We start from the raw sequence: 25943 nt of genomic DNA on the forward strand, positions 1-25943 counted from the left end.
CCGAGCGTGCCGTCACAGGGTGTTGAGGTCGAGAGAGCCGCTCGCCACGCCGTCGGTGTTGGTGCGGCGCGCCCGCTCGACGTACTCGGACGCCTTGGCCGTCTCGGTCTGCAGCACGCCGATCGTCTGGGACATCGAGTCGAGCGCCCGGGTCTTGAAGTCGCTGATGGAGTCCATCGTGGCGTAGATGTTCGCGAACGCGGCCTGGAGCTGCTCGATGCCGACGGTCGAGCTGGCGGCCTGCTCCTGGATGGTCGCCGACTGGTCGGCGAGCATCTTGGACGTCGAGGCGATCATGTTCGACGTCGTCGTGTTCAAGGCGCCGATCTGGTCCAGCACGAGCTTCTGGTTGGCCAGCGCCTGCGCCACGATGACGGCCGTGCGCAGCGCGGAGACCGTCGTGGTGGTGGCGCGGTCCACGCCCTTGGTGAGCTCGATGTTGTTCTTGATGATGATGTCGATCGCGAGATAGCCCTGGATCGACACCGCGAGCTGGGTGAGCAGGTCCTGGTGCTTCTGGCGCACGTAGAACAGCACGTCCTCGGACAGCGCCTTGGCGCGCTCGGGCTCGGCGACCTGCAGCTCGGCGATCTTCGCGGAGAGCTGCGCGTCAAGGCGCTCGGCCACGTAGATGTACTGGTTGAGCCGCGTCATGGTGTCCCAGAGGTTCTGCTTCTCCAGGTTGAGGGCGGCGTTGTCCTTGCGGAGCTCGTCCTGGCCGTTGTAGAGGGCCTGGATGATGGCGTTGAGCTGGCCCTGGGCGGACTCGTAGCGGCGGAAGTAGTCCTGCAGCCTGTCGCCGAACGGGATGATGCCGAGGATCTTGCGCCCGACGCTCGCCTCCGACGGGTCCAGGTCCTCGACGGTGCGGCGCAGCTCCAGCAGGGTCTGGCCCACCTTGGAGCCGTCGGCGAGGCCGCCCTCCTTGAGCGCCCGGACGGGCGTGGCCAGCAGGCGGTTGCTGGAGTCGGCAGCCTGGCGGATGTCCTGGTCGCCCATGGTGCGCACGTCGTCGGCCTTGGCGGCGAACTCGGGGCTGCGGGTGTCGGTGCCCAGCAGACCGTCCAGGTAGGTGGTCACCTTCGCGTCGAGCGCGGGGGCCACCGCGGGGTCCACCTTGGGTGCCATCGCGGGCGCCTGCGTCGCGGCGACGGGCTGGACCGGGTCGGGCGCGCTGAGCACGAGGGGCTCCGCGGGGGCGGGTGGTTGAAGCGGCGTCGGCTCGGTCATCGGTACTCCTCGCGATAGGGCGTCCCGAACCCGGCGAGTATATGCGTGGAGCCGCCCTCTCCGGCAGGAAAACGCCTGGGTGCGGGGTGAGAACGAGGGGGCGTCACGGAGAGTTCCCGGTGCCGGGGATCCGCGCAGTACCGGGGCTCTCGCGGTCCTGGGCGGAGCCGCGCGGGCGCTCGCGGGATGGGACCTACCCGGCCGAGGGGGTAACGCTGAGCCAGCAAAGTTAGCTCATCGTTACCCCCTCGGCCGGGCATGGTGTCTCCCGGGGCCGGCTCAGGTCAGCACGCGCTCAGCTCAGCACGCGCCCGGGCCCTCAGGCGCTCGCCGTCTCGGCGGTGGCGACCAGGGTGGCCCGGCCCAGGATGTGCGACGCCATGGTGAAGCCGAGGAAGGCGGGGGTCGCGTCGGCCGGCACCCCCAGGTCCTCGGTGTCGAGGGCGTGCACCGTGATGAAGTACCGGTGCTCGCCGTGGCCGGCGGGCGGCGCGGCACCGATGAAGCGGGGCGCGCGGGCGTCGTTGGGCAGCTGGACCGCGCACTCGGGCAGGCCTGCGCCGGTGTCGTCGCCGGCACCCTCCGGCAGCTCCGTCACGGTGGCGGGGATGCCCGTCACCGCCCAGTGCCAGAAGCCGGAGCCCGTCGGCGCGTCCGGGTCGTACACGGTCACCGCATAGCTCCTGGTGCCGGCGGGTGCGCCGGTCCAGGTGAGCTGGGGCGACAGGTCCTGGCCGCCGGACATGCCGAAGAGGCCGGAGAGCTGCGGCGCCGGCAGCTCCCCGCCGTCCTGCACCGTCGTGCTGGTGAGGGTGAACGAGGCCGCCTCGGGCAGCCTGGCAAAGGGGTCGTTGCTCATGGGTGCTCCTCACAAAGATCGATCACCCGAATAATGATCGATTATTTTGCTACGCTAACCCCATGGAAGCCGAGAACGCAATCGAACCCGTGCACCGTTCGCCGTCGGAGCGCCTGTACGGCGCGGTCCGCGCGCGGATCCTGCGCGGGGACTTTGCGCCCGGCGCGGCGCTCAAGCCGCGGGAGCTCGCGGACGCCGAGGGGGTGAGCCTCGCCGTGGCCCGCGAGGCGCTGCTGCGCCTCGTCGGCGAGGGCATGGCGGTCCGGCTGCACAACCGCGGGTTCGCGGTGCCGCCGATGGACGCCGACCGGTGGCAGCAGATCGCGGAGGCCCGGACCGTGACGGAGCCGGCGATGCTCCGGATGTCGATCGCCCGGGGCGACGTCGAGTGGGAGGTCCGGGTCCGCGCGGCGCACTACCGGTTGAGCCGCACCCCGGTGCGGGCCGGGAACGACCAGTACTACTCGGACGACTGGGCCGAGGCGCACCGGCAGTTCCACCGCAGCCTGCTGGAGGGCTGTGGCAACGAGGTGCTGCTCGACACCTTCGACCGCACGTGGGTCGCCAGCGAGCTCAGCCGCCGGTGGTCGGGCGCGGTCCGGCTCCGCGACGCGGTCGGCCAGCACGCCGCGCTGGAGGCCGCGGTGCTCGCCCGCGACGCCGACCGTGCCGCGGAGCTGCTCACCCGGCACCTGTCCCAGACGGCGGAGAACCTGCTCGTCGACCACGACGTCCACCACGACGATGTGGCGCGCCTCACCTGAGGTCCTTCGGCGGAATAGCGCCACCGGCACCGGGGGTTTGGGAGCATGAACGCAGTCGTTCGGACAACCTCCAGACAGGATGTACTCGAAGCCATGCCCTCGCGCCGGTTCTCCCGTCCGCGTGCCGCCGTCGTCGTGACGGCGGCCGTCGCTCTCCTGCTCGCCGCCTGCTCGTCCGGGGGAGGGTCGACCGGCGAAACCACGGGCGAGCCCGTGGCAGGAGGAACCCTGACCTACGCCTCCGGCGACGCCGAGCCGTCGTGCCTCGACCCGCACGTGGGCGGCAACTACCCGCAGGCCCTGATCGCCACCCAGTACCTGGAGTCGCTCGTCTCGCTGGACGAGGACGGCGAGGTCATCCCCTGGCTCGCCACGGAGTGGAGCGAGAGCGACGACGGCATGGCGTGGGAGTTCCGGCTGCGTGACGACGTGACCTTCACGGACGGCACCCCGTTCGACGCCGAGGCCGTCGCCGCGAACATCGCGCACGTGCAGGACCCGGCCACGGCGTCGTCGACCGGCTACCTCGCGCTCGCCAAGATCGAGGAGGTCGTGCCCGTCGAGGAGCACCTGGTCCGCCTGGAGCTGAGCGCGCCCGACAGCGCGCTGCTGGAGTCGCTGTCGCAGGTGTGGGTGGCCATGGAGTCGCCCAAGGCCCTGGAGCGCAGCCAGGAGGAGAACTGCGCCGCGCCCGTGGGCACCGGCCCGTTCGTCGTCGACCAGTGGGAGCGGCAGGAGTCGGTGACGCTGGTACGCAACGACGACTACGTGTCGCCGCCCGCCGACGTCGAGGTGCCCGAGGGCACCGGCCTGCCGTACCTGGACTCGATCGTGTGGCGGTTCATCCCCGACTCCGCGAGCCGGTACGCCGCGCTCCAGTCGGGCGAGGTGCAGGTCATCGACAACGCACAGCCCGACACCATCGTCTCGGCGGCCGACGACCCGGCGATCGAGGAGCTGGACGCCCCGCGCCCCGGTGCGTCCAACCGCATCGAGCTCAACTCCGGCAAGGCCCCGTTCGACGACGAGCGTGTGCGGGAGGCGTTCATCCGGTCGGTCGACGTCGAGGCGGGCGTCGAGAGCCTGTTCTTCGGCACCGCGCAGCGGTCGTACTCGCCGCTGTCCAGCGTGGAGCCGCTCGGCCTGAGCCTGCCCGACCTGTTCGCCGTCGACACCGACGCGGCGGCCGACCTCCTGGACGACGCCGGCTGGAGCGAGCGCGACGCCGACGGCTACCGCGTCAAGGACGGCGAGCGCCTCACGCTCGACTTCCCGGTGAGCACCAACCAGTCGATCCCGGCCGAGCAGTCCCTGTTCGAGCAGATCCAGGCCGACGCGAAGACGGCGGGCTTCGAGGTCAAGCTGCACCCGCTGGACCTGTCGAGCTGGTACGGCGCCCTGGCCGAGAACGACTACGACCTGGTGAGCGCCCCGTACACCAAGGTGGGGCCGGACGTGCTGCGCATCCTGTACCACTCCGACTCGATCACGCCGGCGCCGAGCGGCTACTTCGCCAACCTCGCGCAGGTGGACGACCCGGGGCTGGACGACCTGCTCACCCGTGCCGCGGCCACGAGCCGCGACGACGAGCGGGCCAGCCTCTACGAGCAGGCGCAGCGGACCATCCTCGACGGGTACTACATCCTGCCGCTGTACGACCAGCAGAACCACTTCCTGTACTCGTCGTCCGTGCACGGTCTGCGTGCGATGCCCACCGTGTCGACGCCGACCTTCGCCGGGGCCTGGCTGGCGTCTTGACGCTCCCCGTCCCCACCACCGGGGCTCGCAGGCGGCCGGTGCCGGGCACCCGGCGCTGGCTGCTGCTGCGCGCGGGCGGGGTCGTGTTCGTGCTCTGGGCGGCGGCGACCATCACGTTCTTCGCGCTGCGGCTGGTGCCCGGGGATCCCGCCGAGGCCATCCTCGGCGGCCCCGGGTCCCAGGCCGGGCCGGAGGCCCTGGAGCGGGTGCGCCGGGAGTACGGCCTCGACCAGCCGCTCGCGGTGCAGTACCTCACCTACCTCGGGCGGCTGCTGGCCGGTGACCTCGGCCAGTCGTACTCGCTGCACAAGCCCGTGGTGACGGCGATCGGCGAGCAGCTCGGCGCCACCCTGACGCTCGCGCTGTGCTCGCTGGTGCTGGCCTGGGTGCTCGCGTGCGGGCTGGCGGCCTGGAGCGTGCGGGGCGGCCGGGTCGCGTGGGCGATCGGGTCGGGCCTGGAACTCGTCGCGGCGGCCGTGCCGCACTTCTGGCTCGCGACGGTGCTGATCCTGTTCTTCAGCACCACGCTGGGCATCCTGCCGCCGGTCAGCGTGCCGGGGCCGCTCGGCGTCGTGCTGCCCGCGCTGACCATGGCGATCCCGCTCGCCGGTTTCCTGGGCCAGGTGATGCGTGAGTCGCTGCTGACCGCCATGGAGTCGCCGTTCGTGACGACGGCCAGGGCCCGCGGGGAGAGCGAGGCGCGGATCTTCTGGCGGCACACGCTGCGGCACGCGGCGATCCCCGCCGTCGGGCTGTCCGGGTGGGCGTTCGGGTCCCTGATCAGCGGGGCGGTGGTGGTCGAGTCCGTGTTCGCGCGGCAGGGCCTGGGCCGCAGCCTGCTGTCGGCGGTCCAGCTCCGCGACGTGACGCTGGTGACCGGGATCGTGCTCGTGGTGGCGCTCGCGTACACGGTGATGACGCTGGTCACCGACCTCGCCGACCGGGTGATCGATCCGCGCACGCGGGTGGTGGCGCAGTGAGTGCGCCGGGGCGCGGCGTCTTCCGGCCGACCGTCGCCGAGGCGTCGGCCGCGCTGGTGCTGGTGCTGCTGCTCGTCGCCGCCCTCTGGCCCGGCCTGCTGGCGCCGGGCGACCCGCTCGCCGTCTCCCGCACCGAGGCGTTCCAGCCGCCGTCGCTCACGCACCTGTTCGGCACGGACGAGTCCGGGCGCGACATCTACACCCGCGTGGTCCACGGCGCCGCCGAGTCGCTGCGGATCGGGGTGCTGGCCACGGCGATCGGCATCGGCCTCGCGACCGTGCTCGGCCTCGTCGCGGGCCTCGGGCCGCGCTGGCTCGACTTCGGCACCACCCGGGTGGTCGAGGTGCTGTTCGCGTTCCCCGGACTGCTGCTCGCGCTGCTGTTCATCGTGGTCACGGGACCGGGCGTGCTGAGCTCGACCATCGCCGTCGGCCTGGCCACGGCGCCCGGCTACGCGCGGATCATCAGGTCCCAGGTGCGGCGGACGGCGTCCGCCGAGTTCGTCGAGGCCGCCCGGGTGCTGGGCCGGGGCCGGCTCTGGATCGTCGCCCGGCACATCCTGCCGAACGTGACCGCGGCACTGTTCGTGCTCGCGACGCTCGGGCTCGGGCAGGCCGTCATCTGGGTGTCCTCGCTGAGCTACCTCGGCCTCGGCGCGGTGCCGCCCGCCGCCGAGTGGGGCGCGATGCTGGCGGCCGGGCGCACGTACATCGCCAACTTCTGGTGGATGACGTTCTTCCCCGGGCTCGCGATCGTCGCCAGCGCGGCGGCGGCGACCGTGCTGGGCCGGGGCATCCAGAAGCGGAACAGGAGCGCGGGATGAGCGGGACGGTGCCGGGCGGGGCCGGGTCGAACGGGGTCGGGTCGGGTCAGGTCGGGCCGGGTCAGGTTGGGGCCGGTCAGGTCGGGCCGGGCGGGGCGGCGTCGAGCCACGCAGCCCCGGTGCTGCGCATCCGTGACCTGGCGGTCACCTTCCCCGCCGGGCGGGGCGGCGGCGCTCCGCGGCGCGTCGTCGACGGCATCAGCTTCGACGTCGCGGCGGGCGAGTGCGTGGCCGTCGTCGGCGAGTCGGGTTCGGGCAAGAGCGTGACGGCGCGGAGCGTCGTCGGTCTCGCGGGTGACGGTGCGCGGGTGACCGCCGCGGAGCTGAGCGTCGCGGGCCAGGACGTGCGCTCGGCGTCCGCGCGGGCTCTGCGGCGCCTGCGCGGTGGCACCGTGGGGCTCATCGCGCAGGACGCGCTCGTCTCGCTCGACCCGCTGCGCCCCGTCGGCCGCGAGATCGGTGACACGCTCGCCCTGCACACCCGGCTCGACGCCGCCGCACGGCGGGCACGCACCGTCGAGCTGCTGCGCCGCGTCGGGCTGGACGACCCCGAGCTGCGCGCCCGCCAGCGCCCCGGGCAGCTCTCCGGCGGTCAGCGGCAGCGCGCCCTCATCGCCGCGGGCATCGCGGGCGAGCCCGCCCTGGTCATCGCGGACGAACCCACCACCGCGCTCGACCAGCCCGTCCAGGCCGGCGTGCTGCGCCTCCTGGGCCGGCTGCGCGACGAGGGCACCGCCGTGCTGCTCATCAGCCACGACCTGTCCGTCGTCCGGGGCATCGCCGACCGGGTGCTGGTGATGACCGACGGCACCGTGGTCGAGGAGGGCACACCCGCGGAGGTGTTCGAGCACCCCCGGCACCCGTACACCCGCGCGCTGGTCGCGGCGGTCCCGACCGACCGCCCCCGCGGCACGCGCCTCTCGGCGCCGGCTGCCGCTACCGCGCGGGACCGCCGACCCGCGCCTGGTGCCGGGGCCGATGCCGCGGCAGCTGAACGCGGGGTTGGTGGCGGTACGGCTGCCCAGAACGCAACCAACCCCGCGCTCGACGGCGCGCGGGTCGGTGGGTCGGCCGGCGTTGAGGCGGTCGGGGAGGGGGACGGCGCGGGGGCCGGGCTCATGGAGGCGCGGGGAGTGTCGCGGGTGTTCCACGTCGGCGGGCGGGAGATCGTGGCCGCCGACGACGTCTCGCTCACCCTGCGGGCCGGCCGCACCCTCGGGCTGGTGGGCGAGTCGGGCTCCGGCAAGTCGACCACCGCGCGCATCCTGCTCGGCCTGGAGCAGCCCGACGCCGGAGACGTCACTCTGCTCGGCGAACCCTGGAGCCCGCTCCCCGAGGCACGACGGCGGCCCCGTCGTCCGCTCGTCGGCGCGGTCTTCCAGGACGCCCTGAGCTCCTTCGACCCGCGCTGGACCGTCGGCACCGTGCTCGCCGACGCCGTGACCCGCGGCCGGTCGCTCCGGCCCGGCCCCGTGCAGGCCGAGCTCGCGGGCCTCCTGGACACCGTGGGCCTCGGCCCGGACATGGCCGCGCGCCGTCCCCTGCACCTGTCGGGCGGACAGCGCCAGCGCGTGTCCATCGCGCGGGCGCTCGCGGCGGACCCGCGCGTGCTGATCCTCGACGAACCGGTGTCCGCGCTCGACGTCTCCGTGCAGGCCCAGGTGCTCGACCTGCTGGACCGGCTCCAGCGCGAGCGCGGACTGGCCTACCTGCTCATCACGCACGACCTCGGCGTGGCGCTGCACATGAGCGACGAGCTCGCCGTCATGCAGCAGGGGCGGATCGTCGAGTCGGGCCCGGCGGCGTCCGTGCTCGACGCGCCGCGCCACCCGTACGCGCGGCGCCTGCGGGACGCCGTCCGGCTGTAGCGGTCGTCCGGACGCGGTTCAGCCGATGCCGACGTTCTGCCGCTCGGGTTCGATCACGGCGACGATCCGCTCGTGCTCGCGCGAGTAGGGCTGGCCGGTGTACTTGCGGGCCAGGCGGTCGACGATCGCCCAGCCCGCCTCGCCGTCCAGCCACTCGACCACCCGGCCGCGGACGACGACGGGTTCGAACGGGTTGTCCACGGGTGCGATGGACAGGGCCACGCGGGGGTCGCGGCGCAGGTTGCGTGCCTTGCGCATGGTCGGGCCGGTGAAGAAGACGATCCGGTCGCCGTGGGTCCCGACGAAGACCGGAGCGGCGTGGGGTGAGCCGTCCGGCAGGACCGTGGCGACATGGGCGATCGAGGTGCCGTCGAGGACGCGGCGGACATCGGGTTCCAGCATCGGGGTTCCTTTCAGGGAGCTGTCCGACGAGGGAGCTGTCGGAACGCCGAGGCTACGGACCCGGTGGGGGCGAGTCTTGAACAGAACGCGCAGGTCAGGCGCGCAGAGGCAGGCGGCGGCGCAAGGCCAGGAAAGGCCCGTAGGACGCGGCGTGCTCGTGGCCGCAGGCGCACCGGTCGATGTCGCCGCCGAGCAGCCGCCGCGGCGTGACGCCCGTCAGCCGCAGGCACTCCCGGCTCAGGTGCGCCTGGTCGGCGTAGCCCGTGTCGACCGCCAGACCCGCCGCGCCGTCCGTGCCACGCCGGCCCGTGGCCGCCACGCCGGCCTGGGCCAGTGCGAGGAATCCTTGGAAGCGCAGGGTTCGCTGGAGCACCTTGGGGCCCACACCGACCGTGTGCAGGCACCGGCGGCGGAGCTGGCTCGCCGAGAGCGCCAGATGGTCGGCCAGGGCGTCGATGGTGACCGGCTGCCACGGCATCAGGGCGGCGACGGCCGCGCCCACCAGGGGATCGGGCCGGCCGGAGCGCCGGACGTCCCGCAGGACGTGGGCCTCCAGGACCCCCAGCGCCTGGCCGGGGGTCCGGGCCGCGGCGACCTGGTCCACGAGCGGGTTGGTCGAGCTGCCCCATAGGTGCGCCAGGTCGAGTCGCTGGTCCACCAGATCGTCGAGTCCCGTGGGTAGACGCGGCGGGGCACCGGGCCGGAACCGCAGGCCGACGACGGTGGTGCGCGGCGGCACGAGCTCGATCTGCGGGCCGGTCAGCGGCCCGACGAGCTCCGGTGAGCCCCCGACCCGGAGATGGATCTCGACGCCGCCGGTGGGCAGGTTCCGCTGGAGGTACGGCGTCGCGCCCGTGCGCAGGATCCACGCGGTCCGCACCACACCGGCGAGCCCGGGGACCGGTGGTCGTTCGACGTAGGACTCCACGGGGTCATCCTCCTCGGAGGGTCCGCGCTCCGCCAGGCTCTGCCGGCACGTCCACCGCTCATTTCCGTGCGCTCGGACGGTCGGAGAGCACGGGGTGGCCGCACGGGCCGCCGGACAAGGAGGACTGGCATGCCGCGTTACCTGATCTCGTTCGACGACGGAGCGATGACGTTCCCCGAGGAGGACCTGCCGGCCGTGGCCGAGGCCTCGCACGCGGTGGTGCGGGCGGCCAAGGACGCCGGCGTGTGGATCTTCGGCGCGGGGCTGGAGCGCCAGCAGGCGAGCATCGTGGCCACCGACGGCACGGTGTCCGACGGCCCCTTCCCGGAGACGAAGGCAGTGATCGGCGGGTTCTCGGTCATCGAGGTGCCCACGCGTGCGGAGGCGCTGGAGTGGGCCGCCCGCATCGCCGAGGGCTGCCGGTGCGCCCAGGAGGTCCGGGAGCTCATGTACGACCCGGAGTCCTGACGGCCTGGCCCTGAGGTGTCAGCCGGCGAGCGAGCGCACCGTCTCGATCGTGTCCGCCTCCGCCGCGGACTTGTCGTCGCGGTAGCGCAGCACCCGTGCGAAGCGCAGGGCGAGGCCGCCGGGGTAGCGGGTCGAGCGCTGCAGGCCGTCGAACGCGATCTCGACGACCTGCTCCGGCCGGACCGTGACCACCCACCCGTCGTCGGAGACCTCCAGCTCCCGGAAGCGCTCCGTCTGCCACCTCAGGGTCTCGTCGGTCATGCCCTTGAACGTCTTGCCCAGCATCACGAACCCACCCTCCGGGTTCCGCGCCCCCAGGTGGATGTTGGACAGCCAGCGCTGCCGGCGCCCCGACCCGCGCTCGACCGCCAGCACCACGAGGTCGAGGGTCTGGCGGGGCTTGACCTTGACCCAGCCCGCGCCCCGGCGCCCGGCGGCGTAGGGGGCGTCGAGGGTCTTGACCACCACGCCCTCCTGCCCCTCGCGGAGTGCACCCGCGAAGAACTCGCCGGCCGCCTCCACGTCGGAGGTCACCAGGCGACGCACGGTGTGCGGGGCGGCGACGTCGTCGAGCACCGCCAGGCGCTCGCGCAGCGGGGCGTCCACCAGGTCGCGCCCGCCCGAGTGCAGCACGTCGAAGAAGAACGGCGTGAGCTCCAGCCGGGACGCCAGGTCGGCCTCCGCGGTCTCGTGGGTCGCGGAGCGGGCCGCCGTCTCCTGGAACGGGCGCGGCACGCCGTCCGCGCCGACGGCGAGCGCCTCGCCGTCGAGCACCAGGCGGTCGGACGGCAGGGCGCGGACCACGCTGACGATCTCGGGGACGCGTTCGGTGATGTCGTCCAGCGAACGGGTCACCACGAGCACGTCGTCGCCGTGCTTGTGCGCCTGGATGCGGATGCCGTCGAGCTTGACGTCCACGCACAGCTCGGCGGCTCCCGGGGACGCCCCGAGCTTCTCGAAGGCCGCGGCGATGTCCGGTGCCGACTGGGCGAGCATGGGCCGCACCGGCCGCCCGACCTCCAGCGTGAAGGACGCCAGCGCGGCGCCGGCGTCGTCGGCGAGCAGGGCGGCGCTCGCGACCGGTCCGGTGGCGCCGCGCATCATGACGGCGCGGCGCACGGCGTCGGCCGGGACCCCGGCGGCCTCGGCGACGGCGTCGACCACCACCGAGTCGAGTGCGCCCTGTCGCAGCTCGCCCGCGACCAGGCCGCGCAGGAACGACTGCTCGCGCTCGGTCGCGGCGCCGAAGAGTGCCGTGGCCGCGGTCGCGCGCGCCTGGGCGGAGCCGGGTCCCTCCAGCTCGGCCATCTCGGCGAACGCCGCGTCGACGGCGCGCACCGTGAGGGTCGCGTCGGCCGACGGCGGCGGGAGGGCGCGCAGCGCGGCCCAGCCCAGGCCGGTGCGGCGCTGGCGCAGGGAGCCCGCGAGGTAGGCGACGACGATCTCGACGTCGGCGGCGACGTCAGCCGCATCCGGTCCGGGTGCGGCCTCCGCGCCGGCCGCCGTACGGCGCAGCAGGTCGGCGATGGCCGCACGCTTGGCCAGGCGGGAGCGGGTGGCGGCGACGGCGTCCGACGTGGCGGCGACCTCGGCGAGCAGCATGCTCCATCGTGACGCACCTCGAACCGGCCCGCCCTGGGACCGGGTCACCGTGCCGCTCCCGGCCCGCGCCGGACGGCACCGGGCCTCAGCCGTGCGGCCATGCCGCCACCGCCTTCTCGATGGCCCGGCGGCTCCGCGCCGGGACGCCGGGTACGAGCTCGACGGGCTCCTCGTCCCGCTTCGGTGCGCGTCGCCAGGTGCCCACCAGACGCCCGTCCAGCAGGACCGCCGGGCGGAAGATCCCGTTGGTGAACGGGACGACGGTGCGCATGGCCTCGGCGTCGGCGACCAGCTCGCGGTCCTGGTAGCCCAGCACGATCTCGTCGAACCCGGGCACCAGCACGACACCCGGCCCCGCGGGGAGGTCGTCCGTCGTGCCGAGCGCGTCCCGGCCGGCGAGCATGGCCCGGCCGTCCACCGTGACCTCGACGAGTGCGTCCGGCTGTTCCTCGCGGAGAGCTGCCACCGCGGCGCGCACCGGCACCTTGGGCAGGCCGAGCCACCACGCGAGGTCCTCGGGGGTGGCCGGTCCGCGGCTGGTGACGTAGGACTGCGCGATGCGTCGCAGGGCGGTCTCGGGCTCCTCCGGGGTGGTGGGCGGGGGAGTTGCGACCATGAGCTGCTGCGCGCCGGCGAACGGGCCCCAGTGCAGCACGCCCTGCAGCGCCAGCGCGACGATCAGGTGGTAGCCGCGCTGGCCCTCGACGGGCACGCCGGCCGCTCGACAGAGGTCGAGCAGGGCGGCGCGCGAGACTCCCGGCCCCGGGGCGGAGAGCGCCTCGCGGGCCACCGATCCCGCGCGCGCCACGACGGCGTCGTCCAGGCCCTCGGCGGCCTGGGTGCGCGCGCCCGCCCGGGCCATGCGTTCGGCCGTCAGCGAGACGAGGGCGGCCAGGTCGCCGGGCGTCGTGGCGAAGAGGGTGCCGCGCTGGGTCCAGCCACGCACGAGCTCGCCCGCGTCGAACCTCGCGCGCACGTCCTCGACCGTGGTGCCGGGCGCCGACCGGACGGCGATCGCCCGCAGCACGGCCGGCAGGTCCTGGCCCTGGAGGGCGACCATCCGGCGCACGACGTCGACCGGTGAGCGGTTCGCGCCGTCGTCCCCGCCCGGGGTGAGACCCTGCGCGCGCAGGCGCAGCCGGCGCGCGGCCGGGGCGGGGATCGTGAGCGGTCCGGAGGTCATGCGGGAAGGCTACGGGCAGCCTCTGACACCGGCCGGGCGCACTACCGGCCCGGGACGGCGGACGGGTGGGAGCCCGGGGCCGCCGTCAGGAACTCGCGGACCAGCCGGGTGAGCTCCTCGGGCTGGTCGTAGGGCACGATGTGCCCGGCGTCCGCGACCGTGACCAGGTGTGAGCCGGGTGCCGCCGCGGCCGCCGCGGACAGCTCGGCGGCCCCGACGAGCGGGTCCTGGTCGCCCCGGACCCAGAGGGTCGGGACGGTCAGCCGGTGCAGGTCGGGCAGGAGGTCGAGCCGCATCGAGAACGGGCCGTAGGCGCGGACCTGCCAGTCGTCCAGGGCGGGTTCCCCGTGCCGGTCCTTCGCCCGGGCCTCCTCAATGGCCAGGTGGACGATGCTCTCGAGGTCACGGGTGTCCTCGCCGGCCGTGAGGCTCGTGACCATGGACCTGCGGACCACCTCGGGACGTCGGGCGAGGTACCGGGTGGTCAGGCGCAGTGCTCCCGGCGTGCGCAGGAACAGCCAGGTGAGGAGCTGGGCGCGGCGGCGGGCACCGATCCCGCCCGGGCCGACGGCGACCAGGGAGCTGACCCGCTCCGGCCGGTCGAGGGCGTATCCCGCGGCGACGCCGCCGCCCATCGACAGCCCCACGACCGCGACCCGGGGGAGGTCGAGCTCGTCGAGCAGGTCGTCGAGGAAGCGGCGGAAGAACGCGTCGTCGAGCACCCCGCGCCACGGGCGGCTGCCGCCGTGCCGGGGCAGGTCCACGAGATGTACGCGGTGGTCGGCCGCCAGCGCGGGGGCGACGTCCCGCCACACACCGCGTGCGGTGTCCAGCATGGCGCCGTGCAGCAGGAGCACGGGTGGTCCCACGTCGCCCGCCCGGTACAGCCGGACGGGGCCGCCGGAGACGGTCAGGTCGGTGGGCGAGGCGAAGAGGTCGGTCATCAGGGCTCCTTCAGCAGGTCGAGCTGGGTGTCGAGGTGCGCGAGCAGGTCGAGCTGGGCCGCGCGGGCGGCCTCCGGTTCGACCGGACCGTCGGTGGCCAGGCCCCGCCCGACCAGGCCGGCGAACAGCTCGACCGTGGCCGACAGGTCCTCGGCCCGGGTGGCTCCGAGCACGCCGGGCGCGTGGGCCAGGCCCAGGGTGAACACGCCGAGCACCCGGACGACCGTGCCGGCCGGGACCGCCGGGTCGAGCACGCCCGCGCGCTGGAGGGCGGCGACGTAGTCGGCGAGCCAGTCCATCCGCTGCGTGTAGCGGTCGTCGGCGACGTCGCGGACGTGCCGGCCCAGCACCGCCTCGTCGCCCAGGTAGAGGGCGCGCATCAACGGGTCGCCCAGGAGCGCGTCCACCGCGAACCGGTACACCGCGGGCAGGTCCACGAGGCCGGGCGCGTCGAGCACCCGGTCGTGCACCTCGGCCGTGAGGGCCCGGGTCGAGCGGGTCAGGACCGCCGAGAGGATCGCCGCCTTGTCGGGGAACTCCAGGTAGACGGCGCCCTTGCCGATGCCCGCGCGGGCGGCCACGTCCGCGACGGTGACGTCGGCCCATCCGGTGGCCAGGATCAGGTCGCGCGCAGCCGTGAGGATGCGTCCGCGCCGGTCGGGAACGCGGGGACGGGGCATGGGCACCTCGTAGTGACTGTACGTCGGGTTCTGGTCACTACGACGGTACCACTCCGCTCGTGCCGCCTAGCGGGCCGCTGCTCCACGGGTCAGGGACCGGTACAGCTCGGGCCTGCGGTCGCCGAGCAGGTCGTTGCGCGCCCCGATGCGCTTGTCCCGGGACCGGTCCGGGTCGACGACGGCGGTCACCAGCTCCGCCGTCTGCCCGTGCGCGAGGATCCACCCGTCTGCTCCGATGACGGCGCTGCCGCCCGTCCACTCGACGCCGCGCTCGGTCCCGACCCGGTCGGCGATCACGACGGGCAGCCGCGAGGCCCGGGCGGCGGCCATCGCCAGCACGGTCTCCGGCGGGTGCTCGCCCGCGGGCCGGGGCACCAGCGGCCAGTTCACGGGCAATGCCAGGAGGTCGGCCCCGGCCAGCGCCAGTCCGCGCGGAACCTCGGGGAACTCGGCGTCGTAGCAGACGGCCACCCCGATCCGGCCGACGGGTGTGTCCACCACGGGCGGCGGCCGGTCCCCGGGTGCGAAGAAGTCCGCCTCGTCGCCCCACAGGTGCGTCTTGCGGTAGACGGCGAGCACCCCGCCGTGCCCGACGACGGCCGCGCTGGAGTACAGCAGGTCCGCTGCCCGCTCGGCGAAGCCGACCACCAGCACGCCGTCGGGCGGGAGCGCCGCGGCCAGCGCGCGTAGGCGCGGGTCGTCGGCGGTGATCGCGCTGTCCCGGCACTCGTCGCGCGAGGCGAAGACGTAGCCGCTCGTGGCCAGCTCCGGCAGCACGACCACCCGGGCGCCGTCCGCCACCGCCGCGCGCGTGACGTCCGCGATCCGCGCGAGGTTCCCGCCGACGTCGCCCAGCCGGACGTCCACGGGGCCGGTGGCGACGACCACCGGCCCCGCGGACCGCGGCAGACCGACCGTCACAGGCGGACGGGCGCCGCGGGTCCGGCCAGCACCTGCGCGAGCACGTCGAACTCGTTGAACAGGGACCAGTCCTCGACGATGCGGCCGCCCTGGACGTAGAACTGCGAGATGCCCCAGAGGAACACCCGACGGCCGGTCGGGGCGCCGTACAGCCCGAGACCGCGGTGCGTCCCGGCCGCCGACCAGCGCACGGACACGCTGTAGCCCTCCTGGTCGTTGCCCATCCAGTAGACCTCGTCGACCGTCAGCCCCAGGTCGGGGAAGGTCGCGAGCAGGTTGCGCGCCATGCCCTTGACCACGCTCCGGCCGCGGCCCTCCCGGTTGGAGGTTCCGTGCCAGCGCACGTTCTGCGCGTAGGCGCGGTCGACGGCGCTGAAGTCGCGCCGGTTGTAGAGGTCGTGGAACAGCGCCCGCACGGAGTGCTCGACGTCGAACGAGTCGCCCTCGGGCAGCTCGTAGCGGCGCGGGTGCCGGCCGGCCAGCAGCCGGTCGATCTCGCTCTGCTGGTGGTCGTCCAGCGTGAGCGGGTACGACGCCGCGTACTCGCGCGCGGCCTGCGGCACGTCGATGCCGAGCTGGAGCAGGCGGGCCGCCGTGTTGTAGAGCACCCACTCCTCGTAGAAGAGGTTCTCCCGCGAGACGCAGTTCGCGATCACCCAGATCCGTACCGGCTTGTGCGTCGGCGTCGGCGCGTACCGCCACGGTCCCGTCTGGTGGCCCACGTTGATGGCGCGGTGCGAGGTCACGAAGCCCTGGTCCTCGTCGCCCGCCCAGATCACGTCGTCGGCGTAGTGGCGGGAGTCCGGGAACGCGTTCAGCGTGGCGATCGTGCCTTCGACCACGCCCTCGACCCCGAACTTCCAGCCCCGGTCGTCGTGCAGGCGCACTCCCGGTGCGTACGTGTCGTAGATGTAGCCGACGTCCTGGTCCTCCCAGATCCGGTCGGTCACGCGCACGCAGTAGTCGACGATGTCGGTGTACTGCTCCTCGTAGCCACGCATCGGCTGGCGCCGTCCGTCCTGCGGCTTGGGCTGCCCCGTGCCCGGCGTGATGGCGATGCTGAAGTCGCGCGGCATCGTCCGCGGCGGCGGTACGGCGGAGCCGCCGGGCGCTGTCGGGCCGGGTGCCGCGCTGCTCCAGACCGGCGCCGACTCCTGGACGAAGGTCGGCACCGGATCGGGCAGGCGCTCCCCGGCGGGGCGGGCGTACTGGTCGTCCGGGGCGTCGTCGGTCAGGGTCATGCGCTCGCCTCCACGGTGTTCTCGAGCCGGTCGAGTCTCATTGTCGCCGTCGCGCTGTGCGCGGCCATGCCCTCCGAGTCGGAGATCACCTGGACCGCGTGCGCCAGGGCCGGCGTCGCCTCCTTCGCGATCCGCTGGTACGTGAGCGGCTTGACGAACCGCGACGCCGACAGCCCGGCGCTGTGCTTGGCCCCGCCGGCCGTCGGGAGCACGTGGTTGGTCCCCGCCATGCCCTTGTCGGAGTAGGCCACCGTGCTCCACGGGCCGATGAACACCGAGCCGTAGTTGCGCAGCCGCGCGTGGTACCAGTCGTCGTCCGCCGTGATGAGCTCCAGGTGCTCCGGGGCGAGGTCGTCCATCAGTGCGACAGCCGTCTCCCGGCTGTCCGCGACCGTGATGCTGCCGTAGTCGCGCCACGCCGGGCCGGCGATCGCGCTGGTCGCGAGCGTCCGCAGCTGGCGCTCCACGGCGCTCTCGACCGCCGCCGCGAGCTCCGGGGAGGTGGTGACGAGCGCGGCCGGGGAGTTCGGTCCGTGCTCGGCCTGGCCCAGCAGGTCGGCCGCCACGATCTCGGGGTCCGCGCTCTCGTCCGCGATGACCGCGACCTCGCTCGGCCCCGCGAGCAGGTCGATCGCCGTCCGCCCGAAGAGCTGACGCTTCGCCTCGGCGACGAACGCGTTCCCGGCGCCCACCAGCATGTCCACGGGCAGCTCACCCAGCAGGCCGAACGCCATCGCCGCCAGCGCCTGGACCCCGCCGACCACGAAGAACCGGTCCACGCCGCTGACGTACGCCGTGTACAGCACGGCCTGGTTGGCGCCGCCGTCCGGCTGCGGCGGGCTGCAGGCGACGACCGTGTCCACGCCCGCCGCCTTCGCCACGCCGACCGTCATGAACGCGCTCGCCGTGAGCGGGAACCGGCCGGCAGGCAGGTACGCGCCCACCCGGGAGACCGGCACGTACTTCACGCCGGTGACCAGGCCCGGGACCGGCTCCGTCTCGAAGTCGACCAGCCGGTCACGCTGGGCGCGGGCGAAGGCCTGCGTGCGCTCGGCCCCCAGGTCGATCGCGTCGCGCAGGTCGGCCGGGATCCGGTCGGCGCTCGCGGCGATCGCCGCGGCGTCGAGCTCGAAGTCACCGCCCTCCCAGCGGTCCAGGGTCCGGGCGTACTCGCGCACGGCGTCCAGCCCGCGCCGCTCGATGTCGAGCAGCATGCGGGTGACCGTCTCCGCGATGGCCGGGTCCTGCTGGGCCGCCGGAGCCGCGACGCCGGGGGCCTTGGTGATCGTGTAGCGGTGCTCGAGCGAGGCGAGCACGGCGTCGGTGTAGAGCATGGGCGTGAATCTACGAACGGCGCCGCGTCAAGGACAACGGCCAGGTTTCTTGTGCGACCTATAGGTTGACCTTGTGGATTCTGCGTTCTCCCTCGCCCAGCTGCGTGCCTTCGCCGTCGCGGCCGACACGGGCTCGTTCACCGCCGCGGCCCAGGAGCTGAAGATCAGCCAGCCCGCGGCGTCGGAGCTGGTGCGCCGGGTGGAGGCCGCCTACCGCCTGCCGCTGTTCGTGCGGGCCGGGCGGCGGCTGCGCCTGACGCCCGCCGGCGACGAGCTGCTCGTCTGGGCGCGCCACATCCTGGCCGCCGTCGACGGCGCCGACCAGGCCCTGCGTGAGCTCCGGGGCCTGGAGCGCGGACGGGCGTCGTTCGGCGTGCTCAAGAACGCGTCGTACTACCTGCTCTCCGACCTCGCCGAGCGGTTCCACCGCGAGCACCCGGGAGTCCAGGTGCGGCTGGTGGGGCAGAACTCCGCCGAGGTGGCCGACGCCGTACGCAGCGGCGAGCTCGAGGCCGGCCTGGCCGTGCTGCCCGTGTCGCTGGAGGGCATCTCGGCGACCCGCCTGCTCGACGACGAGGTGGTGTGGGTCAGCGCCGACCCCGCCCGCACCGCCCGCCCGGTGACCATGCAGGACGTGGCGCGCATCCCGCTCGTGCTGTACGACGCGCACTACGCCTGGCGCGACCCGACGCGGAGCCAGCTCGCGGACCGCGCGGCCGACGCCGGCGTCGACCTCGACGTCGTCATCGAGGTCGAGACCGTCGAGGCCGCGCTGGAGCTGGTGGCCCGGGGCGTGGGCGACACGATGGTCTCGCGCGCGGTGGCGGCGTCGGACACGATGCCCCCGGGGCTGGGCACCGTGGGGTTCGCGCAGCCGATGTACGACACCATCGCGCTGCTGACCCGGGACGACACGGTGCTGTCCCCGGGGACGCGGCGGCTCGTGGACATGGCGACGGAGATGATGTTCCACCGCCGGGCCTGACGACGAGCGCGGCCGGGACGACGGTGCGCGCTACTCGGCCGCTGCCCGGTGCTCGGCGGCCGCCCGGACCCGCCGTCGGCCCGCCTCGATCTGGGCGAGCACCGCGAGCTCGTCGAAGACGCGGTACTCCCGTCGTACCCGGCCGCCCTCCAGCTCGTACTGCGAGACGCCCATCACCTCGACCGCCTCGCCGCCCGCCGGCCCGTACAGCGGCATGCCGCCGTAGGTGCCGGCGAGCCGCCACAGCACCGAGGCGCGCGTGCCGCGGTCGGGGGAGGTGTGCACGGCGATGTCGCGCACCTCGACGCGCGCGTCGGGGAACGGCGCGAGGAACCCGAGCAGGTCGGCCCGTACGCCGTCCTGCCGCGTGACCGTGCGGTTGCGGGAGGTGTGCAGGATCGTGTCGCGCGAGTAGAAGTCGGCGACGAGGTCGAACCGGCGGCGCTCGATCATGTCCCGCCAGAGCGCCAGCACGTGCGTCGCCTCGGCGGCGTGGCCGGCCGGCCGCCGCCCGCTGTCGCCCTCGGACGTCGGGTCGTCCGGCGCCGGGCGGCCGAAGAGCCCTGCCTCGCCGAGGCTGGTGAGGTCGGCGGGCTGTGCCGCGGCGATCGCGGCGGGATCGTGGCCGAGCCCCTCCGCGACGGCCCACTCGTCGCGCACCACCCACTCCTCGGTGACCATCGCGTCCTGCACCAGGCAGACGGGCAGGTTCCGGGAGACGGCGGGGACGCCGCGGGGCGGGCCGTAGCTCCACGGACCGTCCTGTCCGCCGGTGTGCAGCACGCGGTGGTGGCTCACGAACGACGACGGGCCGCGCTCCTCCCAGATCACGTCCTCGCCCACGCCGATGCGGTGCACGAACGCCGCCTTCTTGGCCAGCGAGCCACGCACCACGGGCTCCACGCCCACGCCGACGCCGGTGGCCGTGCGCACCACGATGTCGGGGGCGTACATGCCGGGGATGTCGCCGATCGCACCGTCGGCCCAGATGCGGTCCGTCCAGTCGAGGATGTACTCCTCGACCGTCGGGTAGGGGGCGTAGGCGCGCGGGTCAAGGCTCTCGGTGGGCACAACGGTCTCCTCGTCTCGGGGTGGTGGCTGAACCGATGTATACGGTTGCACGAGGGCGTATCGCAACCGGTCGTTGATTTCACACGCCAGAAACAAGGTTGTTGCACACGGTTGTGCGGAACTGGGTATACGTATAACTTGCACCATCACCGCGAGACCTGTTCCACCAGCACCCCCCGCATCTCGACCTCGAAGGAGCTTCTCCATGGCCCTCTCCCATGGCAGGACCCGCCGCCGCGCCCGCATCGCGAGCGTCGGCGCCCTGGCAGCCACGGCGCTCGCCCTCGCGGGCTGCGGCGCCGGCGCCGACATCGGCGGCGCTGGCATCGCCTGCGACATCGACCAGCCCGACAGCCCCACCACCGTCAACGTGCTCTCGTACACGAGCCCGTCGTCCGACCCGTTCGCCGACGCGATCGTCAACGGGTGCACCGGGGAGAACCTCACCGTGGAGGCTCCGGAGACCGACTTCGCCGGCCAGGACCAGCGGGCCGTGCAGTCCATGTCCAGCTCCCGGCCCAGCTACGACATCGTCGAGGTCTACGGGACGGTCTACCCGCTGTACTCGGACCGCGGCTGGATCACGCCGCTCGACGACTACGTGGCCGACCAGGGCGAGGAGCTGGCGCTCGACGACATCGACCCGGCGCTCCTGGAGTCGCTGTCCTACGACGGGCAGCAGATGGCGCTGCCCACCTTCTGGGGCACCGTCGTCTTCGTCTACCGCGCGGACATCTTCGAGGACCTCGGGCTCGAGGTGCCGACCACCTTCGAGGAGATGTTCGACGCAGCGGAGACGATCACGCAGGAGACGGGGATGGAGCACCCGCTCGCGCTGCCGATCGCCTCGGCCGGTGACGTCTCCAGCGTCTACAACCAGATCCTGGGCTCGCTCGGCGGCCAGTGGTTCGACGGCGACCAGCCGGTGCCTACGCTCGACTCGCCCGAGTCGGTCGAGGCGCTCGACACGCTGCGCACCACCTACGAGAACATGAGCCCGCAGTCCACGTCGTGGGCGTCGCCGGAGGTGATCTCGCAGCTCCAGACCGGCCAGGCCGCGATGTCCTTCCTGTTCGCCGGCCGCGTCTCGGCGCTGCTCGACGAGGAGCAGACGGAGTACGCCGGCTCGTTCGGGTTCGACGTGCCCCCGGCCGTGAAGGAGGGCGGCACGCCGGCGACGAGCCTGTCAGTCGACGGCCTCGCGATCGCCGAGAACTCCGAGGTGGACAAGGACCTGCTGTTCGACCTGATCGGCGTCGCCACCGGCCCCGAGGCGGCCGCGGAGGCCGCGGGCGCGACCATCCCCGCCCGGACCACCGAGGCGCAGGCGGCGGACCTGCCGTTCGAGCCGGCCGCCCGTGCGGTGCTGGAGGGCGAGCGGCCCAACGCGCTGCCGCTGGTCCCGTGGATGTCCGACGTGTTCGCGGTCGCCGCGCCCGTGCTGAACAAGGTGGTCAGCGGCGACCTGAGCAGCGAGGAGGGCGCCGCCCAGCTGCAGCAGGCCGCCGAGAAGGCGATCGACGACGCGGGCTACGGCTCCTGACCAGCCCCACCAGCCCGGCCGGTGCGACCGGCCGGGCCGGCGGGGCGGGCCCGCGACGGCCCGCCCCGCCCCACCACCGACCTCGAAAGGAGCGGCTGTGCGACTGAGACAGTTCGCCCTCTTCTCCGGCCCCGCCATCGTGCTGATGGCCGGCCTGCTCATCGTCCCGCTGGTCATGACCGTCGTCTGGAGCTTCCAGAACGTGCCGATCGGTCAGCCCGGCACGTTCAACGGCCTCGACAACTACCGCGAGCTCTTCTCCAGCCCCCGGTTCGGCGACGCCGCGCTGTTCACCGTGGTCTTCACGCTGGTCCTCACCACGGTGAAGGTGATCGTGGGCTACGGCATCGCGCTGCTGCTGAACCGGGTCCGGCGCGGCCGCATGGTGATCCTCGCGCTGCTCATGGCCACGTACGTGGTGCCGACCGTCGTGGGCGCCATGAACTTCTCGTGGCTGTTCAACGACATCTTCGGCGGCGTCGTCAACCAGATCCTCGGTGTCTTCGGCGTGGGTGTGAACTGGCTGACCGAGACCGGTCCCGCCCGGCTCCTGGTGGGCCTGCACGCGCTGTGGCACGAGACGCCGTTCGTGATCCTCGTGCTGCTGGCCGGCCTGCAGACCCTGCCGCAGGAGCCGCTCGAGGCCGCGCAGATCGACGGGGCCAACTGGTGGCAGAAGCAGCGCTACATGATCATCCCGCTGCTGCGCCCGCTGTTCTCCTTCGTCATCCTCATCACGATCATGGACAGCCTCAAGATCTTCGACTCGATCCAGATCATCACACCCGCGTCCACCAGCATCGGCACCGAGTCGCTGATGACGTTCGTGTACCAGGTGGCGCTCTCGGAGTCCTACCGGCTGGGTGTCGCCAGCGCGGTCAACGTGCTCACCATCCTCATCACGATCGTCCTGCTCGTGCCGTTCCTGCGTCAGACCTGGAAGGAGTCCCGAGCAGCATGACCAGCACCGAGATCAACGCAGAGACCAGCCCGGCGACCGGCCCGGCAGCTTCCACGGCGTCCGGCCCGGCCGGGCGCGCCGTCAGCACCGCCCACCTCGTGGCGGCCCGGCGGGCCGCCCGCAAGAAGCACGACCAGCGCGAACGCCTGATCTCGGCCGGGGCGACCTCGGCGCTCGTCGTCATCGTCGTGGTAGCGCTCAGCCCGTTCCTGTGGGCGCTCCTGACCTCCGTCAAGCCGTTCCGCGCCGCCTTCACCAACCCGCCGACCTGGGTCTTCACCCCGGAGCTCAGCTCGTTCTCCGACCTGTGGCGCGGCACGATCTTCGCGTTCGTGCTCGGCAACACCCTGCTCATCGCCGTCGTGACGGTGCTCGTCGCCCTGGCGATCGGCGCCCCCGCCGCGTACGCCTTTGCCCGGTACTCGGGCATCGTCGGACCGGTCCTGCTGCTCCTGGCGGTGGTGCTGCGCACCATCCCGCGGTTCGCCGTGGTGCTGCCGTTCTACGAGATCTCCCAGGCGCTGGGCATCTTCGACACCCGCTTCGCCCTCATCGCCGCGCTGGTGGCGCTGAACATGCCGTTCACGCTGCTGCTCCTCATCGGGTTCTTCCGGGACATCCCGGTCGAGCTCGACGAGGCCGCGATGATCGACGGGTGCAGCCGGTTCACGGCCTTCACGCGCGTTATCCTGCCCGTCATGGGTCCGGGCCTGGTCACCGCCGGTGTCTTCACCTTTCTCATCGCGTTCCAGGAGTACCTCGTGGCGCTGACGCTCACCCGTACGGACGCGATCACCATCCCGGTGTTCCTCGCGGCGCAGAAGGGCGCGGACGACGTGTCGACCTACCAGACGCTCGCCGCCGCGAGCGTGCTGCTGGTGATCCCCGTGATCCTCATCGCCGTCTTCGCCCGCAAGTACCTGGTCGCCGGCCTCGGTGGCGGTGCGGTCAAGGGATGAGCCAGCGGATCACGAGCCACGACGTCGCCCGGGCGGCGCAGGTCTCGCAGGCGACGGTGTCCCGCGCGCTGCGCGGCGACCCCAAGATCAGCGAGAGCACCGTGCGGCGGGTGCGGGAGGCGGCCGACCGGCTCGGCTACGTGCCGAGCAACCTCGGCCGGAGCCTCAGCCGCAAGGCGACGGGCAACATCGCCGTCGTCGCCGAGCTCGGCAACCTCACCTACCCCGACACGTTGCCGGCCATGCACGACGAGCTCGACCGGCACGGCTACCGCCTGCTGCTCGTCTCGGAGACGCCCGACAAGGAGCTGGACCACTCGCTCCTGTTCGACGGGTCGGTGGACGGCGTGATCCTCACGACCAGCCGCCTGGACTCCCCGCTCCCCGCGCGGCTGCAGGAACGGCGCGTCCCCTTCGTCTTCCTCAACCGTGTGACCCGCGGCGTCGAGGCGGACACCGTGGTGGCCGACAACGCGGGCGGCGGGCGGCTGGCGGCCCGCCTGCTGCTCGGCGAGGGGCACACCCGCGTGGCGATGCTCGCCGGCCCGAGCGACATGAGCAGCGCCTCCGCGCGCGAGCGCGCGTTCACGGCGGAGCTGCGCGAGGCCGGGATCGACGCGAAGGACCGCCCGGTCATCCGCAGCGGGCTCACCCACGACGCCGGTCACCGGGGCTGGGGCCAGCTCATGGGCCTCAGGCAGCGTCCGACGGCGGTCTTCTGCACCACCGACGCCGTGGCCGTGGGCCTGCTCAACGCCTGGCATGAGCAGGGCGACGGCCCCCGCCCGGCCGTCGTGGGCTTCGACAACAGCCCCGTCGCGAGCTGGCCGACGTTCGACCTGACCACCATCGACACGCACCTGTCGCAGATGGCCCGCACGGCGAGCTCCGTGCTCGTGGAGCGGCTGACGGCGCTGCACGCCGGGCAGGACCCGGCGGCACGCCGCGTCGTCGTCCCGACGGAGCTCGTCGTGCGGCGTTCCCATGTCGTCGCCTGACCCAGGGGCCCACGACGACGGCAGGACCAGGAGCAGGCGGCGCGACCTGCTGCTGCTGTGCTCCGTCGTCGTGCTGCTCATGTCCGCCGTGTCCGTGGCCAACCTGTCCGTCCCGGTGCTCGCGGTCAGCGACCTCGCGCCGGACACCTCGCAGCAGACGTGGTTCGTCGACGCCTTCGTCATCGCGTTCGCGTGCCTGCTGCTGCCCGCCGAGATGCTGGGGGCGCGGTTCGGCGAGGAGCGCGTGCTGCTGCTCGGCCTCGTCCTGTTCGCCCTGGCGAGCCTGCTCGCGCTCGTGGCGTCGGACATGACGCTGCTGATCGCGTCCCGGGCCGTGGCCGGCGTCGGCGCAGGCATGGCGCTGCCGCAGTCGCTCTCGGTGCTGCTGCACCGGTCGGCCAGGGCGGGACACCCGCGCATCGTGGCCACCTGGACGGCGTCGACGAGCGTGGCCGGCATGGTCGGCAACGGTCTGGGCGGCCTGCTGGTCTCCTTCGGCGGATGGCGCAGCACGTTCGCCGTGACCCTGCCGCTGACCGTGCTCACCGTGGTGCTCGTCGCGGCCGTGGTGGGCGTGCGGCGTCGGCCCGATCGCTCCGCGGTGCTCGACCTGCCGGGAACCGCGTACTTCGTCGTCGGTGCCATGGCCGCCCTGGTGACCCTGATCGAGGCGCCCAACCTCCTGGACCGGCCGTGGCTGCTCGCGGTCCCGGCCGTCGTCGCCGTCGTCGCGGCCGTCGCGTTCTGGCGCACCGAGCGGCACCGCGCGCAGCCCCTGCTGCACTTCGCCGTCTTCCGGTACCCCGCCGTGCGGGCCGCCGCGCTGGGCATCGTGGTCACGTTCGCGAGCCTCTTCGTGCTCTTCTCCCTCAACGCGCACCTGGTGCAGACGGTGCGCGGGATGACACCGGCCGTGGCCGGGCTCGCGCTCGTGCCGGTCTCCGTGGCGATGTTCCTCGTCACCTACCTCAGCGTCCCCCTCGTGCGCCGGCTCGGCCTGAACCGCGTCGTCCTGGGTGGCCTGACGCTGTCCGCGGTGGGCTTCGTGCTGCTCGCCACCGGTCTCGAGGGCTCCTTCGCCGGCTACGAGGCGGCGCTCGTCGTGGTCGGCGTCGGCGCCGGCCTGTGCTCCTCACCCCTGTCCACGCGGCTGACCATGGCCTACGCGCAGGGCGGGGCGTCGGGCCGCGCCGGCGCCGGCGTCAACAGCACCCTGCGGGAGCTCGCCTCGGCGGCCGGTGTCGGCGCCGCGGGCGTGGCGCTCGCCGTCGCGGCCCCCGTGTCGCCGACGGCGCCGGCATCCGCGCAGGCCGTCCTGGACGCGGCGTCGGCGCTCTTCCTCGGCGTCGCCGCGCTGCTGCTGGTCTGCGGCGCCGTGCTGCTGGTGAGCTCCCGTCCGGGACGGCGGCCGGCCGGCTGAGCCGCGGGCACCGGTGACGT

Annotated in this window: 24 protein-coding genes; 12 read left to right on the top strand and 12 right to left on the bottom strand. The window is 73.5% G+C overall.

Annotation, left to right across the window (positions count from 1 at the left end; translation table 11 throughout):
* Positions 1-12: 12 nt before the first annotated feature.
* Both ACIG47_RS04455 and ACIG47_RS04460 read right to left on the bottom strand, forming a co-directional pair.
* On the bottom strand, positions 13-1230 hold the full coding sequence (locus ACIG47_RS04455; protein WP_397429774.1) for a toxic anion resistance protein: 1218 nt from the start codon (positions 1228-1230) through the stop codon (positions 13-15).
* A gap of 319 nt (positions 1231-1549) precedes the next feature.
* Positions 1550-2089 carry a YbhB/YbcL family Raf kinase inhibitor-like protein gene (locus ACIG47_RS04460; protein WP_397429775.1) on the bottom strand — a complete coding sequence of 180 codons (540 nt, stop codon included), beginning with the start codon at positions 2087-2089 and terminating at the stop codon, positions 1550-1552.
* A gap of 62 nt (positions 2090-2151) precedes the next feature.
* Between ACIG47_RS04460 and ACIG47_RS04465 the strand changes: the two genes are divergently transcribed.
* The 5 genes from ACIG47_RS04465 to ACIG47_RS04485 all read left to right on the top strand — a co-directional run bounded on the left by ACIG47_RS04465 (position 2152) and on the right by ACIG47_RS04485 (position 8283).
* On the top strand, positions 2152-2853 hold the full coding sequence (locus tag ACIG47_RS04465) for a GntR family transcriptional regulator (protein WP_397429776.1): 702 nt from the start codon (positions 2152-2154) through the stop codon (positions 2851-2853).
* 93 nt (positions 2854-2946) lie between these two features.
* The gene (locus ACIG47_RS04470; RefSeq protein WP_397429777.1) at positions 2947-4611 is read left to right on the top strand and encodes an ABC transporter substrate-binding protein; all 1665 of its coding nucleotides are present in this window, start codon (positions 2947-2949) and stop codon (positions 4609-4611) included.
* Positions 4608-5591: an ABC transporter permease gene (locus ACIG47_RS04475; protein ID WP_397429778.1), complete on the top strand. Its 984-nt coding sequence runs from the start codon at positions 4608-4610 to the stop codon at positions 5589-5591. Before ACIG47_RS04470 ends, ACIG47_RS04475 begins: the two co-directional genes overlap by 4 nt.
* On the top strand, positions 5588-6415 hold the full coding sequence (locus ACIG47_RS04480; RefSeq protein ID WP_397409430.1) for an ABC transporter permease: 828 nt from the start codon (positions 5588-5590) through the stop codon (positions 6413-6415). Before ACIG47_RS04475 ends, ACIG47_RS04480 begins: the two co-directional genes overlap by 4 nt.
* The gene (locus ACIG47_RS04485; protein WP_397429779.1) at positions 6412-8283 is read left to right on the top strand and encodes a dipeptide ABC transporter ATP-binding protein; all 1872 of its coding nucleotides are present in this window, start codon (positions 6412-6414) and stop codon (positions 8281-8283) included. Before ACIG47_RS04480 ends, ACIG47_RS04485 begins: the two co-directional genes overlap by 4 nt.
* Before the next feature lie 18 nt (positions 8284-8301).
* Here ACIG47_RS04485 and ACIG47_RS04490 read toward each other — a convergent pair whose 3' ends face one another.
* Together ACIG47_RS04490 and ACIG47_RS04495 are read right to left on the bottom strand one after the other, a co-directional pair.
* Positions 8302-8685 (bottom strand): TIGR03618 family F420-dependent PPOX class oxidoreductase, encoded by a 384-nt coding sequence (locus ACIG47_RS04490; RefSeq protein ID WP_397429780.1) that lies wholly within the window; start codon positions 8683-8685, stop codon positions 8302-8304.
* A gap of 94 nt (positions 8686-8779) precedes the next feature.
* Positions 8780-9613: a helix-turn-helix domain-containing protein gene (locus ACIG47_RS04495; protein ID WP_397429781.1), complete on the bottom strand. Its 834-nt coding sequence runs from the start codon at positions 9611-9613 to the stop codon at positions 8780-8782.
* Positions 9614-9742: 129 nt separating this feature from the next.
* On the opposite strand from ACIG47_RS04495, the gene ACIG47_RS04500 reads away from it, so the two are divergent.
* Complete coding sequence (locus ACIG47_RS04500) at positions 9743-10081, top strand: YciI family protein (RefSeq protein ID WP_397409434.1); 339 nt, start codon at positions 9743-9745, stop codon at positions 10079-10081.
* Between the two features lie 18 nt (positions 10082-10099).
* Here the strand turns inward: ACIG47_RS04500 and ACIG47_RS04505 are convergent, their stop codons facing one another.
* The 7 genes from ACIG47_RS04505 to hisD all read right to left on the bottom strand — a co-directional run bounded on the left by ACIG47_RS04505 (position 10100) and on the right by hisD (position 17986).
* Complete coding sequence (locus tag ACIG47_RS04505; protein WP_397429782.1) at positions 10100-11683, bottom strand: ATP-dependent DNA ligase; 1584 nt, start codon at positions 11681-11683, stop codon at positions 10100-10102.
* 85 nt (positions 11684-11768) lie between these two features.
* Positions 11769-12866, bottom strand: coding sequence for a winged helix DNA-binding domain-containing protein (locus ACIG47_RS04510; RefSeq protein ID WP_397429783.1), 1098 nt, complete (start codon positions 12864-12866; stop codon positions 11769-11771).
* A 41-nt stretch (positions 12867-12907) separates the two neighbouring features.
* Entirely contained in the window at positions 12908-13810 is a 903-nt protein-coding gene (locus tag ACIG47_RS04515; RefSeq protein WP_397429784.1) for an alpha/beta fold hydrolase, read from the bottom strand.
* Positions 13810-14490: a TetR/AcrR family transcriptional regulator gene (locus ACIG47_RS04520; RefSeq protein WP_397429785.1), complete on the bottom strand. Its 681-nt coding sequence runs from the start codon at positions 14488-14490 to the stop codon at positions 13810-13812. The genes ACIG47_RS04515 and ACIG47_RS04520 overlap by 1 nt, the downstream gene beginning before the upstream one ends.
* A 66-nt stretch (positions 14491-14556) precedes the next feature.
* On the bottom strand, positions 14557-15411 hold the full coding sequence (locus ACIG47_RS04525) for a nitrilase-related carbon-nitrogen hydrolase (RefSeq protein WP_397429786.1): 855 nt from the start codon (positions 15409-15411) through the stop codon (positions 14557-14559).
* On the bottom strand, positions 15408-16652 hold the full coding sequence (locus ACIG47_RS04530; RefSeq protein WP_397429787.1) for an ester cyclase: 1245 nt from the start codon (positions 16650-16652) through the stop codon (positions 15408-15410). The genes ACIG47_RS04525 and ACIG47_RS04530 overlap by 4 nt, the downstream gene beginning before the upstream one ends.
* Positions 16649-17986 (bottom strand): histidinol dehydrogenase, encoded by a 1338-nt coding sequence (gene hisD, locus ACIG47_RS04535; protein ID WP_397429788.1) that lies wholly within the window; start codon positions 17984-17986, stop codon positions 16649-16651. The genes ACIG47_RS04530 and hisD overlap by 4 nt, the downstream gene beginning before the upstream one ends.
* A 73-nt stretch (positions 17987-18059) precedes the next feature.
* Here hisD and ACIG47_RS04540 point away from each other — a divergent pair, with 73 nt between their 5' ends.
* Positions 18060-18971: a LysR family transcriptional regulator gene (locus ACIG47_RS04540; protein WP_397429789.1), complete on the top strand. Its 912-nt coding sequence runs from the start codon at positions 18060-18062 to the stop codon at positions 18969-18971.
* Between the two features lie 30 nt (positions 18972-19001).
* Here ACIG47_RS04540 and ACIG47_RS04545 read toward each other — a convergent pair whose 3' ends face one another.
* Positions 19002-20042, bottom strand: coding sequence for an ester cyclase (locus ACIG47_RS04545; RefSeq protein ID WP_397429790.1), 1041 nt, complete (start codon positions 20040-20042; stop codon positions 19002-19004).
* A gap of 205 nt (positions 20043-20247) precedes the next feature.
* On the opposite strand from ACIG47_RS04545, the gene ACIG47_RS04550 reads away from it, so the two are divergent.
* The 5 genes from ACIG47_RS04550 (at position 20248) to ACIG47_RS04570 (ending at position 25923) form a co-directional block, all read left to right on the top strand.
* Positions 20248-21585 (top strand): ABC transporter substrate-binding protein, encoded by a 1338-nt coding sequence (locus tag ACIG47_RS04550; protein ID WP_397429791.1) that lies wholly within the window; start codon positions 20248-20250, stop codon positions 21583-21585.
* Positions 21586-21682: 97 nt separating this feature from the next.
* Positions 21683-22546 carry a carbohydrate ABC transporter permease gene (locus ACIG47_RS04555; RefSeq protein ID WP_397429792.1) on the top strand — a complete coding sequence of 288 codons (864 nt, stop codon included), beginning with the start codon at positions 21683-21685 and terminating at the stop codon, positions 22544-22546.
* Positions 22543-23505, top strand: a complete 963-nt coding sequence (locus ACIG47_RS04560; protein WP_397429793.1) for a carbohydrate ABC transporter permease — start codon at positions 22543-22545, stop codon at positions 23503-23505. The genes ACIG47_RS04555 and ACIG47_RS04560 overlap by 4 nt, the downstream gene beginning before the upstream one ends.
* Positions 23502-24503 (top strand): LacI family DNA-binding transcriptional regulator, encoded by a 1002-nt coding sequence (locus tag ACIG47_RS04565; RefSeq protein ID WP_397429794.1) that lies wholly within the window; start codon positions 23502-23504, stop codon positions 24501-24503. The genes ACIG47_RS04560 and ACIG47_RS04565 overlap by 4 nt, the downstream gene beginning before the upstream one ends.
* Positions 24490-25923: an MFS transporter gene (locus ACIG47_RS04570; RefSeq protein WP_397429795.1), complete on the top strand. Its 1434-nt coding sequence runs from the start codon at positions 24490-24492 to the stop codon at positions 25921-25923. The genes ACIG47_RS04565 and ACIG47_RS04570 overlap by 14 nt, the downstream gene beginning before the upstream one ends.
* The last annotated feature ends 20 nt before the right edge of the window (positions 25924-25943 follow it).

Source organism: Promicromonospora sp. NPDC052451, assembly GCF_044547525.1.
Taxonomy (GTDB): Bacteria; Actinomycetota; Actinomycetes; order Actinomycetales; family Cellulomonadaceae; genus Promicromonospora.

What these genes read in the sequence shown, in the direction of transcription:
- ACIG47_RS04455 (WP_397429774.1), bottom strand. Translation starts at nt 1,230, where the DNA reads ATGACCGAGCCGACGCCGCTTCAACCACCCGCCCCCGCGGAGCCCCTC.
- ACIG47_RS04460 (WP_397429775.1), bottom strand. Translation starts at nt 2,089, where the DNA reads ATGAGCAACGACCCCTTTGCCAGGCTGCCCGAGGCGGCCTCGTTCACC.
- ACIG47_RS04465 (WP_397429776.1), top strand. Translation starts at nt 2,152, where the DNA reads ATGGAAGCCGAGAACGCAATCGAACCCGTGCACCGTTCGCCGTCGGAG.
- ACIG47_RS04470 (WP_397429777.1), top strand. Translation starts at nt 2,947, where the DNA reads ATGCCCTCGCGCCGGTTCTCCCGTCCGCGTGCCGCCGTCGTCGTGACG.
- ACIG47_RS04485 (WP_397429779.1), top strand. Translation starts at nt 6,412, where the DNA reads ATGAGCGGGACGGTGCCGGGCGGGGCCGGGTCGAACGGGGTCGGGTCG.
- ACIG47_RS04490 (WP_397429780.1), bottom strand. Translation starts at nt 8,685, where the DNA reads ATGCTGGAACCCGATGTCCGCCGCGTCCTCGACGGCACCTCGATCGCC.
- ACIG47_RS04500 (WP_397409434.1), top strand. Translation starts at nt 9,743, where the DNA reads ATGCCGCGTTACCTGATCTCGTTCGACGACGGAGCGATGACGTTCCCC.
- ACIG47_RS04505 (WP_397429782.1), bottom strand. Translation starts at nt 11,683, where the DNA reads ATGCTGCTCGCCGAGGTCGCCGCCACGTCGGACGCCGTCGCCGCCACC.
- ACIG47_RS04510 (WP_397429783.1), bottom strand. Translation starts at nt 12,866, where the DNA reads ATGACCTCCGGACCGCTCACGATCCCCGCCCCGGCCGCGCGCCGGCTG.
- ACIG47_RS04515 (WP_397429784.1), bottom strand. Translation starts at nt 13,810, where the DNA reads ATGACCGACCTCTTCGCCTCGCCCACCGACCTGACCGTCTCCGGCGGC.
- ACIG47_RS04520 (WP_397429785.1), bottom strand. Translation starts at nt 14,490, where the DNA reads ATGCCCCGTCCCCGCGTTCCCGACCGGCGCGGACGCATCCTCACGGCT.
- ACIG47_RS04530 (WP_397429787.1), bottom strand. Translation starts at nt 16,652, where the DNA reads ATGACCCTGACCGACGACGCCCCGGACGACCAGTACGCCCGCCCCGCC.
- hisD (WP_397429788.1), bottom strand. Translation starts at nt 17,986, where the DNA reads ATGCTCTACACCGACGCCGTGCTCGCCTCGCTCGAGCACCGCTACACG.
- ACIG47_RS04550 (WP_397429791.1), top strand. Translation starts at nt 20,248, where the DNA reads ATGGCCCTCTCCCATGGCAGGACCCGCCGCCGCGCCCGCATCGCGAGC.
- ACIG47_RS04560 (WP_397429793.1), top strand. Translation starts at nt 22,543, where the DNA reads ATGACCAGCACCGAGATCAACGCAGAGACCAGCCCGGCGACCGGCCCG.
- ACIG47_RS04565 (WP_397429794.1), top strand. Translation starts at nt 23,502, where the DNA reads ATGAGCCAGCGGATCACGAGCCACGACGTCGCCCGGGCGGCGCAGGTC.
- ACIG47_RS04570 (WP_397429795.1), top strand. Translation starts at nt 24,490, where the DNA reads ATGTCGTCGCCTGACCCAGGGGCCCACGACGACGGCAGGACCAGGAGC.